General features: G+C 73.9%; 4 protein-coding genes and 1 pseudogene. 2 read left to right on the top strand and 3 right to left on the bottom strand.

Annotated elements, in window-relative coordinates; all coding sequences use genetic code 11:
• Positions 1-26 precede the first annotated feature (26 nt).
• Together AB0F52_RS21910 and AB0F52_RS21905 are read left to right on the top strand one after the other, a co-directional pair.
• Positions 27-692: a LuxR C-terminal-related transcriptional regulator gene (locus AB0F52_RS21910; RefSeq protein ID WP_360173781.1), complete on the top strand. Its 666-nt coding sequence runs from the start codon at positions 27-29 to the stop codon at positions 690-692.
• 480 nt (positions 693-1,172) lie between these two features.
• Positions 1,173-2,636, top strand: a complete 1,464-nt coding sequence (locus AB0F52_RS21905) for a glycosyltransferase family 39 protein (RefSeq protein ID WP_360173778.1) — start codon at positions 1,173-1,175, stop codon at positions 2,634-2,636.
• Between the two features lie 210 nt (positions 2,637-2,846).
• On the opposite strand, the pseudogene AB0F52_RS21900 reads toward AB0F52_RS21905, so the two are convergent.
• The 3 genes and pseudogenes from AB0F52_RS21900 to AB0F52_RS21890 all read right to left on the bottom strand — a co-directional run.
• A pseudogene (locus AB0F52_RS21900) lies at positions 2,847-2,912 on the bottom strand (hypothetical protein); the annotation flags it as partial.
• A 90-nt stretch (positions 2,913-3,002) separates the two neighbouring features.
• Positions 3,003-4,274: a macrolide family glycosyltransferase gene (locus AB0F52_RS21895; protein WP_360173775.1), complete on the bottom strand. Its 1,272-nt coding sequence runs from the start codon at positions 4,272-4,274 to the stop codon at positions 3,003-3,005.
• Positions 4,271-15,784, bottom strand: coding sequence for a type I polyketide synthase (locus AB0F52_RS21890; protein ID WP_360173772.1), 11,514 nt, complete (start codon positions 15,782-15,784; stop codon positions 4,271-4,273). The genes AB0F52_RS21895 and AB0F52_RS21890 overlap by 4 nt, the downstream gene beginning before the upstream one ends.
• Between the last annotated feature and the right edge of the window lie 21 nt (positions 15,785-15,805).

Here is a 15,805-nt window from a genome sequence, read left to right as displayed (position 1 = left end):
TGGGGGGTCTACTAATGAATGTGCGTATGGAAGCTTCGCCGGCACCGGGAGCTATTTGCCCGACGCAGCGAACAGGCTGGCCGGCAGCCGCCGGTCAGCTTTCCGAATTCTGTGTAGCCAATCTCGACCACAACCTCCTCGTACTGGAAGCGAACGCCGAGTTTCTCCACTACCTCGGCCGGTCCGCGACCGACGTCTACGGGCGGACGTTCAGCAAGTTCGTCCATCCCAGCGTCGAACGTCTCGTCTCCCAGCACCTGGCCGGGCTCCGGGCGGGTACCCGGGACCGGTTCACGACCCGGATGCTGGCCGAACGGCCGAGCTTCACGGTGGCCTCCGGCATGCTGACCGGGATCGCCGTGCGCAAGGCCGGGGGCGAGGTGAGCGGCATCGTCATGCTGCTCAGGCCGGATCGAGCCCGCGCGGCGGTGCCCCCGCCCGAGCCCGACCAGCGCAAGACGCTGAGCGAGCTGGACGCGCGCGTGCTCGAAGGGATCGCCACCGGCATTTCGACCGCACGACTGGCCACCAAGCTCTACCTGAGCAGACAGGGGATCGAGTACCACGTCAGCGCGATGCTGCGCCGATTCAAAACTCCCAACCGTTCAGCACTGGTTTCCAAGGCGTATGCACAAGGAATCCTGCCCGTCGGCCAATGGCCACCGAAGGTTTCACCGGAAAACATTCATTGACAACGTGGTTGACGTAACTCGAACTACCGAAAAGGGCACCGCGCACTCCCGAAGGGGGCGCGGTGCCCTTTTCTTATGGACCGCCGAGACCGGGGTCGGCCGACCCACCGTGAGATCTCAATCACATTATGTTTAAACATCGCCCGTCGGTGTCAGCGCACTCCCGCCCACTTCGTGGGATCCGATCACTCACCGCATCCACCCTCCCGATGACATTACCCAAATGGGGTAATACCTTTTCACGCGATCCGATTGGGGCATACCAAAGTCTTGGGTCATCCGCACCAATCCTGGACCTTGGAGAGGTCGAAACCGCGCTTGATCCACGGTCAGATGGGTATCCGTAACTGAGAGTCGAGCTGGTTCCCACTGAAAGGACCGCCGGTACCCGTGATGCTTTCCAAAAACGCACGGACGCTGACCGCCCCGGCAGGCGCCGCGAGAGCCGGCACTGCGACACCGATTCCCGCTCCTCCCACGGTGCCGCGCATCGCGTGGGGGCCGGTACTCGCCATTGTCTTCCTCGTCGGCGTCGTGATGGTGGTGACCAGCGCGAATTACGCCCGCGGGTTCGACGAGATGTACTTCCTCATCGCCGGGCGTGATCACCCGGCCCTGGGCTACTTCGACCAGCCGCCACTGGTGCCGCTGCTGGCCGGCCTGCTGGACCAGTGGTTCCCGGATTCACTGGTCGCCCTGCGCCTGCCGGTCAGCCTCGCGGCCGCGGCGGGGGCGGGGATCACCGCGCTCATCGCCCGGGAACTCGGCGGCGGCAAGGGCGCGCAGGCCATGGCCGCCGGCGCCTACGGCTGCAGCGGCGTCATCACGGTCAGCCACTGGCTGGCGACCTACACCCTCGACCCGTTCTTCTGGACCTTGCTCAGCTGGCTGGTGGTCCGCTGGGTGCGGCTGCACCGCGCCGGCGTTCGCGACGACCGGCCGCTGCTCTGGGCGGGCATCGTCACCGCGGTTTCGCTCGAGACCAAGTTCATGATCCCGGCGTTCTGGGTGTTCACCGGGCTCGGCGCGCTGGTGCTCGGCCCGCGCGAACTGCTGCGCCGGCCGATGCTCTGGCTCGGCGCCGCCGTGGCCGTGGCCTGCACCGTTCCGACGCTGGTGTGGCAGGCCACGCACGGCTGGCCGTACCTGCAGATGGGCCAGGTCGTCGCGGGCGAGTCCGCGGGCAAGGTGGCCTTCGTCATCACGAGCGTGTCCGGCGCCGGGTTCTTGGCGGGCGTGCTCGGGCTCTGCTACGGGTACTGGCGCTTGCTGCGCGCACCCGAGCTGCGGAGCTACCGGTTCCTCGCGGTCGCGCTGCTGGCGACGTTCGTCGCGTTCCTGCTGACCGACGGGCGGTTCTACTACACGATGGGGCTGTACGCGCTGCCGTTCGGCGCCGCGGCCGCCGAGCTGAGCCGGCGCAAGATGGCGAAGCCCTGGCGCCTGCTGGTCTGGCCGGTGTTCGCGCTCTCGGCCGTGCTCGCCGTCGTCCAGCTGCCGATCTACCCCGCGAGCAAGGTGCGGGGGATGCCCCAGTCGTGGCAGGGCATCCCGCTCGGCTCGACCTTCGCGAGCGGCGAGCTGCCCCAGCAGGACGTCGGCATTCGCGCCGGCCAGGCGTACGCCGCGCTGCCCGCAGAGGTGCGCGCGCACACCGCGGTCTTCGCCGAGATCTACCCGTTCGCGGCCGCGACCGACTACTACGGCCGCGCCTACGGCATCGAGCAGGTCTACAGCGGACACCGGGGCTACTGGTACTTCGGGATGCCGTCCGACACCAAGGACAAGGTCCTCGTCGTCAACCCGAGCCGCGGCGACGGCGAACACGAGCAGCTCGCGCCCTACTTCAGCAGCAGCCGCGAGGTGGTCGGCGGCCTGCTGACGTTGTACGAGGGCCGCCAGCGGCCGTGGAGCGAGATCTGGCCGCACCTGCGGACCAGCTGATGCCCTGACCGGGAGGGGCAGAAGCCGCAGCAGATCGCGCGCCGCGGCACCGGTTCGGTGCTCGACCGGCGCGCGATCACGCTGCCGGCGCCGGCCGCGCTCAGGTCGATCCGCGCGCCCGCCCGGACGTCCTCGCCGCCCAGCGGAAGGAACCCCGCCGAGAACATCGACGACTGCCGCGGTGAGCAGGGCCGCGGCCACGTGGCCGATCCCGCGGTGGCAGCCGGCGCTGATATTCACGGCATGGGTCGGCTTGACGCCGAGGCCTGCTTCCAGCTCGGGCTCGTCCGCGTGCTCGGCCTCGAAGATGCTCTCTTCACCGCCGACCCCAGCAGGCCATGACGCCGTTGCTGGCCGCCGGGCGGCTCACCGGGCCGGCGCGCCGAGACGTGCTTCGACGACGTCCGCGGCGCGCGTGGCGCCGCCCGCGTTCCTCGTCGCCTCGCGCAGCCGCTTGACGCTCTCTCCCACCGACTCGTCGCTCGCCACCGCCAGCACGGCGTCGCGCAGGGACCCGGCGTCCGCCGCGGCCGGGTCGAGCAGGCGGCCGGCGCCGAGCTCGACGGCGCGCCGGGCGACGAAGTGCTCCTCCGGGGTGCCCGGGACCAGCACCTGGCGCACGCCGGCGTGCATGGCGCGCATGACGCTGCTCATCCCGGCGTGTGAGAGCAGGACCGTGGTGTGCGGCAGCACCTCGGTGTGCGGCAGCCAGCGGTACGCCGTGGCGTTCGCCGGCAGCGTGCCGAGGTCGGCCGGGTCGAGGCCGCCGCCGAGGGTCAGCACCACCCGCCACGGCAGCCCGTCGAACGCGGCGGCGCAGCGGGTGAAGAAGCCCGCGTCCCGGTTCTTTTCCGAACCGAGCGACACGACCACGAGCGGGTCGTCGCCGGCCGGTGGCCGCCACGACCGTTCGCCGGCGGGCGCGGCCTCCACGCAGGGACCGACGAACGCGTGCCGGTCGTCGAAGCTTCCGGACTCGAGCTGGAACACCTCCGGGAGGAACACGATGTTGCTGCTTTCGCACGGGGCGTGGAACTCCTCCATCGGCAGCTCGGCCAGGCCGTGGCTGGCCAGCAGCTCGCCCATCCACGCGAAGAACTCCGAGAAGGCGGGGTGCGTGGCGTCCAGCTCCGGGGCGAACTCCGCCCCGACCAGCGGACCGAGCTGGAACTTCTCGTTGGCCGCGAACGTCGGGTACAGCTGGATCGCCCGGCGCCGCCACTTCGCGGCGAGCACTCGGCCGGCGGCGTAGGTGCTCGAGTCGTAGAGCAGCAGGTCAGGCACCTCCCGGCCGGTGAAGTACGACTCGACCGGCGGGATGGTCGCCATCGCCTCCAGCATCGCGCGCAGCGGTTCCCTGGCCAGGTAGTCGGCGTCGAACACCTCCGGCAGCGGACGCCCCGCCAGCGCCGAGACGTACGGCAGCACCTCGGCGCCCGCCGCCTCGGCCTCGGCGGCGAAGCGCGGGGTCGTCGGCATCGTCACCCGATGCCCGCGCCGGACCAGCTCACGCACCACCGGCAGCACCGGATTCACGTGCCCGTACCCGGGAAACGGCCACACCAGCAGGTGCTTGCCCGTGCTCGCCCGGTCCGGCGCCGTGCCGCTCTCGTTGTCCTTCGCCGTGGTGACCGTCATCGCGCTGTCGTCCTTTCCGCTGGGGAGGTTCCGGTAACTGTCAATTCGGCGGGGAGGTGCTCGGCGAGCCAGGTCCGCATCACTTCCGCGGTGCCGGCGGCCAGCGACTCGACCATGGTGAAGTGGTCGCCGGGCACTTCGAGCACCGTGTGCGCTTCCTTCCAGGTGGGCTGCCACGGCTTGCCGCCGTCCGGATCGGGTTCGGGTTCGCCCATCGGGTCCGCCGCGCGCAGGAACAGGATCGGCGCGGCGGGCTCGCCCGGCGTCCACTCCCCGCTGATCCGGAAGTACCAGTCCATCGAGGTGAGCCGGGTGCTGTCCATCCGGCCCGCGATGTCCTCCCGCGACAGGAGACCGGCCATCATCTCCGGCCCCGAGACGCCGAGCGCCGCGCTGTCGTCCGGCCGGAAGCTGTCCATCATCACGATCGCCGCCGGCCGCACCCCGAGCCGTTCGAGGTAGCACGCCGTCGCGTGGGCCATGAGCCCGCCCGCCGAGTGTCCGAACAGGACGAAGGCGCCGTCGTCGACGAGCGGCAGCGTCGCCTCGCCGAGCACGGCGGCCGCCGCTTCGATCGAGACCGGCAGGCTCTCCCCCTTCGCGAAGCCGGGATTCGGGAAGGCGTGCAGCTCGTGCGTGCCGCGGAAGGCGGCCGCCATCCGCGCGTACTGGTGCACGCCGCCGAGTCCCGCGTAGGACGAGAACGCGATCAGCTTCGCCGGCGACGGCCCGCGCGAGAGCGTCACCGGCTTGGGGGTCCTCGTCGCCTCCGCGACCGCGGAGAACGTGGACCGCAGCTTCGAGACGGCCCGCAGGATCTCCCACGTCTCGCGCTCCTTGCCCTGCTCGATGCCGAGGCGGAACAGGTCGCTGAGCGTCTCGCCGTCGTCGTCCGGCGCGGCGACCGCGCCCGGTGGGTTCCCGCCTGCCCCCGGCGGCGCGACGGTGCCGAGCGCGTCCGCGAGCTGCTCGAGCAGGAACTCCGCCAGGTCGGTCGGCACCGGGTGGTCGAAGACGAGCGAGGCGGGCAGCCGGAGCCCGGTCGCGGCGGCCAATCCGTTGCGCAGCTCGACGGAGGTGAGCGAGTCGAAGCCGAGCTCGGCGAGCCCGCGGTCCGGTTCGATCGCGTCGGGCCCGGGGAAGCCCAGCACGGCGGCCGCGTAGGACCGCACGAGCCGGACCGTCTCGTCGACGCGGTCGGCGGGCGGCAGCGCGGCCAGCCGCGCGACCAGTTCCCGGCTGTCGGTCTCGGCGGCCGCGCCGGCCACCCGGCGGGTGACCGGCGCGAGCGACCGGAACACCTTCGGCAGCAGCTCACCCTGGGTGCGCAGCGCGGCCAGATCGAGCGCCACGGGGGCGAGCACGGGTTCTCCCGAGGCGAGCGCGACGTCGAGCAGCCGCAGCCCCTTCTCGGTGGGCAGCGGGGCGACCGCGCCGCCGCCGACCCGGGCCTGTCCCACCTGCTCGGGCGTGCGGCCCGCCTCGACCGACCGCGCCCACAGGCCCCAGTCGAGCGCGAGGGCGGGCAGCCCCAGCGAGTGGCGGTGGTGCGCGAGGGCGTCGAGGAACGCGTTCGCGGCGGCGTAGTTGCCCTGCCCGGGCAGGCCGAGCACGCCCGCGACCGAGGAGAAGAGCACGAACGCCGCGAGCTCCCGGTCGCCGGTCAGCTCGTGCAGGTTGAGCGCCACGTCGACCTTCGAGCGCAGCACCGTGTCCATCCGCTCGGGCGTCAGCGAACCGATCGTGGCGTCGTCCATCACGACGGCCACGTGCAGGACCGCGGTCAGCGGGTGCGCGTCGGGGATGCCGGTGAGGACCGCGCGGAGCGAGTCCCGATCGGTCGCGTCGCACGCGGCGACGGTGACCTCGGCGCCGAGCTCGGTGAGTTCCCCGACCGTCTCGGCGACGCCGTCGGCCTCGGCTCCGCGCCGGCTGGTCAGCAGCAGCCGGCGCGCGCCGCGCTCGGTGACGAGGTGCCGGGCGACGCTCCGGCCGAGCGTGCCCGTGCCGCCCACGACCAGCACCGTGCCCTCGGGATCCCACTTCGCGGGCTCGGCCGGAGCATCGCCCCGCACCCGGGCGAGCCGCGCGACGCTCGTGACGCCCGCGCGCACCGCCAGCTGGGGTTCGCCCGCCGACGCGGCCGCGGGCAGCGCGGCGAGCGAAGCGGGGTCGTCGTCGTGGTCGATCAGGACGATGCGGCCGGGGTTCTCCCACTGCGCCGTCCGGACGAGCCCCCAGACGGCCGCGCCCGCGAGGTTCGTGACGGCTTCGCCCGCGGTGGTGACCGCGCCCGACGTGACGACGACGAGCCGGGTCGAGGCCAGCCGATCGTCGGCGAGCCAGTCCTGGAGCACCGCCAGCGCCCGGTTCGCCGCCGCCCGGACCGCCTCGGCCGTCGAACCGGTCACGACCGGCAGCACCACGGTCCGCACGCCCGCGACACCGGACTCGACGACCTCGCCGAGCGCGTGGGCGTCCGGATAGGACTCGATCGTCCGCCGCCCCCGCCCGGCCTCGTCGAGGCGGTCGCGCAGCGCCGGCTCGTCGTCGCCGAGCACCACCCAGATCCCGTCGTCGGCCGCGTCGGCGACGGCGGCCGGCGACCACTCCAGCCGGAACAGCGATTCGTGGTGGACCGCGCTCGCCGCCGCGATCGCGTCGGCCGGCATCGGCCGGAAGGCGAGCGAGCCGACGGTCAGCACCGGCGCGCCCGCCTCGTCGGCCGCGTCGATCGAGACGCTGCCGGTGCCGGCGGACGCCACTCGCACGCGCAGCACCGAGGCGCCGGCGGCGTGCAGGGTCACGCCCGACCACGAGAACGGGAACATGGCCGCGCCGTCCTCGCCGATCCGGACGACGCCGAGGCCGAGCGTGTGCAACGCGGCGTCGAGCAGCGCGGGGTGCAGGCCGTACCGGTCGGCCTCGCCGCCCTCGGGCAGCGCGACCTCGGCGAGCACCTCGTCGCCGTGCCGCCACGCGGCGCGCAGGCCGCGGAAGGCGGGCCCGTAGCCGTAGAAGCCGTCGTCGCCGTAGAAGCCGTCGAGCGGAATCGGCTCGGCTCCCACCGGCGGCCACTCGCCACCGAACGGTTCGGCCGGGGCGGCGGTGGCTCCGGCGGCCAGCAGGCCGTTCACGTGCCTCGTCCAGGGTTGCTCGTCCGGGGCCCCGTCCGGTCGCGAATGGACGGTCACCGGCCGGCGGCCGGACCCGTCGGCCGGTTCGACCCGCACCTGCAGCGCCACCCCGCCGCGCGCGGGCAGCACGAGCGGCGCTTCGAGCACGAGCTCGTCCACGGTGTCGCAGCCGGCCTCGTCGCCCGCGCGGATCGCCAGTTCCACGAACACCGTGGCCGGCACCAGGTTCGTGCCGGCGACGACGTGATCGGCGAGCCAGGACTGGGTGTTCGCCGAGAGCCGGCCGGTGAACAGGTGCGCCTCGGAGCCGGCCAGCGACACCCCGGCGCCGAGCAGCGGGTGCTTCGCGGCCGCCAGCCCGAGCGAGACGGGGTCGCCGCCGAAGTCGGGGGCCTTCGGCCAGAACCGCTCGGACCGGAAGGCATAGGTCGGCAGCTCGACCGGCCGCGCGTCGTACGGGGCGAAGAAGCGCTGCCAGTGCACGGCTCCGCCGTGGGTGTGCCACTCGGCCAGCGAAGCGTGGAAGCGGCCGAGCCCGCCGTCGTCGCGGCGCAGCGTGCCCGTCACCGCGCCACTGCGGCCCGCGTCGGCCAGTGTCTCCTGGATCGCCGTCGACAGCACCGGGTGCGGGCTGACCTCGACGAACGCCGTGTAGCCCGCGTCCGCGAGCCCGCGCACGGACGTCGCGAACCGCACCGGCTCCCGCAGGTTCGTGTACCAGTACGCGGCGTCGAGCTCCGCGCCGCCGATCCAGTCGCCGGTGACGCTGGACAGCATCGGGATCGCACTTTCGCGCGGCCGCACCGCGGCCAGCACCTCGCCGAGCACGGATTCGATCCGTTCCACGTGCGCCGAATGCGAGGCGTAGTCGACCGCGATCCGCTTGGCGCGCACCCCGTCCGCCTCCAGGGACGCGACCAGCTCGTCGATCGCGTCCCGCTCCCCCGCCACCACGACCGCCGAAGGCCCGTTGACCACCGCGACGGAAACCCGCGGTTCCCACCGGGCGATGCGGCGCCGCGCCTCCTCCTCGGGAAGACCGACCGACGCCATGCCGCCGTGCCCGGACAGGCCGGCTTCGATGGCCTGGCTGCGGCGCACGACGATCGTCGCGGCGTCCTCGAGCGACAGCGCACCGGCGACGCAGGCGGCGGCGATCTCGCCCTGCGAGTGCCCGGCGACGGCGTCCGGCTCGACACCGGCCGCCCGCCACAGGGCGGCGAGCGAGACCATGACGGCGAACGAGACCGGCTGGACGACGTCGACGCGCTCGAGCGAGGGTGCTCCCGGCGCGCCGCGGAGGACGTCGGTGAGCGACCAGTCGACGAGGCTCGCGAAGGCGAGCGCGCACTCCGAGATCCGCTCGGCGAAGACGGGCGAGGCGTCGAGCAGCTCGGCGCCCATCCCGGCCCACTGCGCGCCCTGGCCGGGGAACACGAACGCAGTCTTGCCGGCCGGCACGGCTTCCGCGCGCACGAGGTTGCTCGCCACCGTCCCGCCGGCGAGGGCGGCCAGCCCGGCCCGGAAACCGGCGACATCGCCGGCCGTCACCGCGGCGCGGTGGGAGAACACCGCGCGCCGCGTCGCCAGGGTGAAGCCGACGTCGGCGAGGTCGACCTGCTCGTTTTCGTCCACATAGGACAACAGCCGGGCGGCCTGCCCGCGCAGGGAATCCGCGGTCCTGGCCGAGAGCACCCACAGCAGTGCCGGGCCGGTGCGCGGTTCGCGGGCCGCGGGCTCGCCCGGTTCGGGCTCTTCGAGGATCACGTGCGCGTTGGTGCCGCTGATGCCGAAGGACGACACCGCCGCGCGGCGCGGCCGGTCGCGGCGTTCCCAGGGCACGGGTTCGGTCAGCAGGCGGACGTTGCCCGCGGACCAGTCGACCTGCGGCGTGGGCGCGTCGACGTGCATGGTCTTCGGCAGCAGGCCGTGCCGCATGGCGAGGATCATCTTGATGATGCCGGCCGCGCCCGCCGCCGCCTGGGTGTGGCCGAGGTTGGACTTGACCGAGCCGAGCCAGAGCGGCCGGTCGTCGGGGTGGTCCTGCCCGTAGGTGGCCAGCAGCGCCTGCGCCTCGATCGGGTCGCCGAGCCGCGTGCCGGTCCCGTGGGCCTCCACGACGTCGACCTCGCCGCCGTCGAGGCCCGCGTCGGCGAGCGCCCGCCGGATGACCCGCTGCTGGGACGGCCCGTTCGGGGCGGTCAGCCCGTTCGACGCGCCGTCCTGGTTGACCGCCGTGCCGCGCACGATCGCCAGGACGGGGTAGCCCGCCTCGATCGCGTCCGAGAGCCGCGCGACGAGCAGCATGCCGAGCCCCTCTCCCCAGCCGGTGCCGTCGGCCGAGGCCGCGAACGACTTCGACCGGCCGCTGGCCGAGAGGGCGCGCTGCCGGCTGTAGTCGATGAAGGTGCTCGGCGTCGACATGACCGTCACGCCACCGGCAAGCGCGAGCGAACATTCGCCGCGGCGCAGCGCCTGCGCGGCGAGGTGCAGGGTGACCAGCGACGACGAGCACGCCGTGTCGATGGTGACGGCGGGGCCTTCCAGGCCGAGCACGTAGGACACCCGGCCGGAGGCGACGCTGCCCGAGGTGCCGGTCCCGACGTAGCCCTCGGCGCCGTCGGGGAGCATGAACAGCTGGGCGCCGTAGTCGTGGTACATCACGCCGGTGTAGACGCCCGTTTCGCTGCCCTTCAACGACGTCGGGTCGATCCCCGCCGACTCGACCGCCTCCCAGCAGCCCTCCAGCAGCAGCCGCTGCTGGGGGTCCATGGCGAGGGCCTCGCGCGGGCTGATCCCGAAGAACGCGGCGTCGAACTCCGCGGCGTCGTGGAGGAACCCGCCCTCCCGCACGTAGCTGGAGCCGGCCTGGTCCGGGTCGGCGGCGAACAGCGCCTCCAGGTTCCAGCCCCGGTCCAGCGGCATCGGCGAGATCCCGTCGCCGCCCGCTTCGACGAGCGACCACAGGTCATCGGGGTTGCGCACGCCGCCGGGATAACGGCAGCTCATCCCGATGATCGCGATCGGCTCGTCGCCGGACCGCCGGACCGTCCGCGTCCCCGCCCGGGCCTCTCCCGGCCCGAAGACGCGTTCGAGCAGGTGCTCGGCGAGCACGGCCGAGTTCGGGTAGTCGAAGATCAGGGTGGCGGGCAGGCGCAGCCCGGTCGCCGCGGCGAGCCCGTTGCGCAGTTCGAGCGCCGTCAACGAGTCGAAACCGAGCTCGCGGAACGCGCGGGCGGGATCGACCCCGGTGCCGTCGGGGTGGCCGAGTACGGCGGCGGCCTGCGCGCGGACCAGCTCGACGACGGCGTCCCGCCGCTTGTCCGGGGCCAGCTCGGCGAGACGTTCGCCGAGCGCGGTGGCGGATCCGCGCGGTGCCGCGGCGCCGGCGCTGCGGCGGCGGACGGCGGGCACCAGCGTCCGCCAGATCGGTGCGAGCGCTTCGCCGATCCCGCGCAGCGCGGGCAGATCGAGCCGCATCGGCACGTGCAGCGCACCCGGCGCCGACAGGGCCGCGTCGAACAGCGCGCGGCCCTCGTCGGCGGACAGCGGCAGCACCCCGCCGCGGGCGATCCGCGACCGGTCCGCGTCGTCGAGCCCGCCGGTCATCGCGCCGGCCTCGTCCCACAGTCCCCACGCGAGCGACCGGCCGGGCAGGCCCATGGCCGCGCGCTGGGACATCAGCGCGTCGAGGAACGCGTTCGCGGCAGCGTAGTTGCCCTGTCCGGCGGCGCCGACGACGCCGGAGATCGAGGAGAACACCACGAACTGGCGCAGGTCCGTCTCACGGGTCAGCTCGTGCAGCCGCCACGCGGCGTCGACCTTCGGCCGCAGCACGGTGCCGAGCCGGTCCGGGGTCAGCGATGCGATGATGCCGTCGTCGAGCACCCCGGCCAGGTGCACGACGGAGCTGAGGCGGGCGGACGCGGGCAGCCCGGCCAGCAACCCGGCCAGCGCGTCCGGATCGGCAACGTCACAGGCGACGACCTCGGCGTGGGCACCGAGGCCGGTGAGCTCGGCGACGAGCTCGGGCACCCCGTCCGCCGCCAGGCCGCGCCGAGCCGCCAGCAGGAGCCGTCGGACGCCGTGCGCCGTCACGAGGTGCCGGGCGAAGATCCCGCCGAGCGCACCGGTTCCCCCGGTGAGGAGCACGGTCCCGTCGCCCCAGTCCACAGTGGAGTCCGAGGCCAGCGGTGCGGCACGGGCGAACCGCGGCGCGCGGAGCACGCCGGAGCGCACGGCCAGCTGGGGCTCGCCGGAGCCGAGCGCGGCCGCGACCACGGCATCGCCGGAGTCCTCGCTGCCGTCGGTGTCGAGGAGCACGAACCGGCCGGGGTTCTCCGCCTGCGCCGAGCGCACCAGCCCCCAGACCGTCGCGGCGGCGGGATCGGTGACGTCGGAGCCGGCGCCGGCCGCGACGGCTCCCCGGGTGCGGAAGACGAGCCGGGACGCGGCGAACCGCGCGTCGGCGAGCCACGCCTGGACGAGGCCGAGCGCCTGACCGGCCAGCGCGTGCGCCCGCTCCGGCAGTCCGCCCTCGGCCGCCGGTGACACCAGCACGTGCTCGGGCACGGTGGCGCCGTCGTCGATCCGCGCGGCCAGCTCGGCCAGCTCGGACCCGGCCAGTTCGGTCCAGCCGGCCTTAGCCCCGGCCGGCACCTCCGACCAGGCGAGCTCGAACAGCGACTCGGTCGCGCCGGCCGTCCCCGGATCCGCCGGAGCCGCGCGCAGCGTCAGCGACTCCACGGTCAGCACGGGCGCGCCCGACGGGTCCGTCACGTGCAGCACGACCGCGTCCTCGGTGCCGGCGGGACTCAACCGCACGCGCAACGAGGCCGCGCCCGTCGCGTGCAGCACGACCCCGGTCCAGGAGAACGGCAGCACGGTGGTCCCGGACGCCGCTCCCGGCAGCGCCGCGCCGGATCCGACGCCGAGGGCGTGGAGACCGGCGTCGAGCAACGCCGGGTGCAGCCCGAAGCGGGCGGCCTCCCCCGTCGCGTCCTCGGGCAGGGCGACTTCGGCGAAGAGCTCGTCGCCGCGCCGCCACACGGCGGTCAATCCCTGGAACACCGGGCCGTAGGCCAAGCCCGCGGCGGCCAGCTTGCCGTACGCATCGGTCAGGTCCACCTCGCTCGCGCCTTCTGGCGGCCACGCGGTGACATCCGGGGCTTCGCCCCGGGCCGGGGGCTCCGCCACCCGGAACCCCCGAAAAGAAGCGGTATCCTGGTCGGTCCCGGCCGGAGCCCCGGTGCCGAGCACGCCGGTCGCGTGCAGGGTCCACGGTGCCTCGGCGCCCTCGTCCTCGCGCTGGGAATGGATGCTGATCGCCCGCGCGCCCGAGTCGTCGGCGTCGCCGACGACGACCTGCAGCCGGACGCCGCCACGTTCGGGCAACGCCAGCGGCACGGCGAGGGTGAGCTCTTCCACGCGTGCGCAGCCGAACTCGTCGCCCGCACGCACCGCCAGTTCGAGGAACGCCGTGCCGGGCACCAGGATCGTTCCGGCGACGACGTGGTCGGCCAGCCACGGCTGGGTGCGCGTCGACAGCCGGCCGGTGAACACCGCACCACCGGCCCCCGCGAGCCCGACCACCGCGCCGAGCAGCGGATGCTCCGCGCCGCTCAGCCCGGCATAGCGCATCCCGTCGCTCCCGCCGGGCAACACGACGTCCGGCCAGTAGCGGCTGCGCTGGAACGGGTAGGTGGGCAGGTCGGCGCGGCGCGCGCCACGCCCGGCGAAGACCGCGGCCCAGTCCGGCGAGACCCCGGCGCCGTGCAGGACGCCCACCGCGGTGGTCAGCGCCCCGGCCTCGTCACGATCCCGGCGCAGGACCGGGATGACCACGCCTTCGCCGGGGTTCCCGGCCAGGCTCTCCTCGGCCATCGGGGTGAGCACGGCGTCCGGACCGAGCTCGACGAACCGGGTGGCGCCCAGCTCGCGCAGCGAGCGGACGGCGTCGTGGAAGCGCACCTCGCGGCGCACCTGCCGGACCCAGTATTCGGCGGTATTCAGCTCGCCCGGTTTCGCCGCTTCGCCCGTCACCGTCGAGACGACCGTGATCGCCGGGTCCCGATAGGACAGTCCGTCCGCGACCGCGGCGTACTCGGCGAGCATCGGTTCCATCCGCGGCGAGTGGAACGCGTGGCTGACCCGCAGCCGCCGGGTCTTGCGGCCCTGTTGTTCGAACCGCGCGGCGACATCGAGCACCGCCTGCTCGTCACCGGACAGCACGACCGAGGCCGGCCCGTTGATCGCGGCCAGTGAGACGCCGTCGGCGAGCAGCGGCACCACCTCGGCCTCGGTGGCCGCGACGGCCACCATCGCGCCCCCGGCGGGCAGCCGCTGCATGAGCCGGCCGCGCGCGGCGACGAGCACGGCGGCGTCTTCGAGCGCGAGGACCCCGGCGACGTGCGCGGCGGCGAGCTCGCCGATCGAGTGGCCCGCGACCAGATCGGGGGCCAGCCCCCACCGGCCGAGGAACCGGTACAGCGCGACCTCGACCGCGAACAGCGCGGGCTGGGTGTACTCGGTCCGGTCCAGCACATCGGCCCCGGCGCCGAGCAGCTCGCGCAGCGGCCGGTCGAGGTGGCGGTCGAGCTCGGCGCACACCCGGTCGAGTTCTTCGGCGAACGCGGGGAACGCCGCGGCGAGACCGGCGGCCATCCCCGTTCGCTGGGCACCTTGCCCGGAGAACAAGAACGCCGTGCGCCCTTCGGCGGCCACCCCCGTGAGCACGCCGGGCGCCGGCTCGCCCGCGGCGAGCGCGTCGAGGCCGCGCAGTGCGGTTTCGCGGTCGTCGGCGAGCAGGACGGCACGATGCTCGAAAGCAGAGCGGGCGGAAGCCAGCGAGTAGGCGACGTCGACGGGCGCCGGCTCCGGAGCCGACCGGAGCAGCTCGCCCAGCCGCCGGGCCTGGGCCCGCAACGCCGCTTCGGTGCGGCCCGACAGCGGCCACGGCGTCGGCGCGTGCACCTCCGCCGGTTCCGCCGCGGTCTCGTCGGTCCGGGGTGCCTCTTCGATGATCAGGTGCGCGTTCGTGCCGCTGACCCCGAACGCCGAGACCCCGGCCCGGCGCGTGTCACCGGTCCACGGCCGCGGCTCGGTCAGCAGGCGCACGTCGCCCGCCGTCCAGTCGACCCGGCTCGACGGCCGGTCGACGTGCAGCGTCTTCGGCAGCTCGCCGTGCTGGAGCGCCAGCACGACCTTCAGCACGCCCGCGACGCCCGCGGCCGCCTGCGTGTGGCCGAGGTTCGACTTGACCGAGCCGAGCCACAGCGGCCGGTCGCGGTCCTTCCCGTAGGTGGCGAGCAGCGCCTGCGCTTCGATCGGGTCGCCGAGCGAGGTGCCCGTTCCGTGCGCCTCGACGGCGTCCACATCGGACGGGGAGAGCCCCGCGTCGGCCAGCGCCTGCCGGATGACCCGTTGCTGCGACGGGCCGTTCGGCGCGGTGAGCCCGTTCGAGGCACCGTCGGAGTTGATCGCCGAACCGCGCACGACCGCGAGCACGGGGTGGCCGTTGCGCCGCGCGTCGGAGAGCCGTTCGAGCAGCAGCATCCCGGCGCCCTCGCTCCAGCCGACGCCGTCGGCCCGGTCGGAGAACGCCTTGCAGCGGCCGTCGGCGGCGAGCCCGCGCTGGCGGCTGAACGCGACGAACGCGCCCGGCGTCGCCATCACCGTCACGCCGCCGGCCAGCGCGAGCCGGCACTCGCCGGCCCGGAGGGCCTGCGCCGCGAGGTGCACCGAGACCAGCGACGACGAGCACGCCGTGTCGACGGTCAGCGTGGGGCCTTCGAGCCCGAGCGCGTACGCGATGCGCCCGGACAGCACGCTGGCCGAGCTCCCGGTGCCGAGGTAGGCCTCGGTGCCGGGCGCCAGCGCCGCGAGACCGCCGTAGTCCTGCCCGTTCGTCCCGGCGAAGACCCCGACCTGCCCGCCGCGCAGGGAGGCGGGATCGAGGCCGCCGCGTTCGATCGCCTCCCACGACGTCTCCAGCAGCAGCCGCTGCTGCGGGTCCATCGCCAGCGCCTCGCGCGGCGAGATGCCGAAGAACGCCGGGTCGAACTCACCCGCCGCGTCGAGGAAGCCGCCTTCGGAGACGTAGCTCGTCCCCGGCTTGTCCGGATCGGGGTCGTAGAGCGAGTCGAGGTCCCAGCCGCGGTCGGCGGGGAACTCCGACATCACGTCGACGCCGCCGGACAGCAGGTCCCACAGCCGTTCCGGGGTGTCGGCGCCGTGCGGGAAGCGGCAGCTCATCCCGACGATGGCGATCGGCTCCGGCAGGCCGGCCTCGGCTTCGCTGAGCCGCTGCCTGGTCTGGTGGAGGTCGGCCGTCACCCGCTTGAGGTAGTCGAGGAGCTTGTCCTGGTCCGCCATCCTGGTCTCTCCGGTTCGTCG

The sequence above is a fragment of the Amycolatopsis sp. NPDC024027 genome, from assembly GCF_040638975.1.
Classification (GTDB): Bacteria; Actinomycetota; Actinomycetes; order Mycobacteriales; family Pseudonocardiaceae; genus Amycolatopsis.
The sequence above is the reverse complement of the archived record's forward strand: the minus strand, read 5'-3'. Positions and strand labels throughout refer to the sequence as shown.

Coding starts and splice junctions, on each gene's coding strand:
- AB0F52_RS21910 (WP_360173781.1), top strand. CDS start 27: ATGGAAGCTTCGCCGGCACCGGGAGCTATTTGCCCGACGCAGCGAACA.
- AB0F52_RS21895 (WP_360173775.1), bottom strand. CDS start 4,274: ATGACGGTCACCACGGCGAAGGACAACGAGAGCGGCACGGCGCCGGAC.
- AB0F52_RS21890 (WP_360173772.1), bottom strand. CDS start 15,784: ATGGCGGACCAGGACAAGCTCCTCGACTACCTCAAGCGGGTGACGGCC.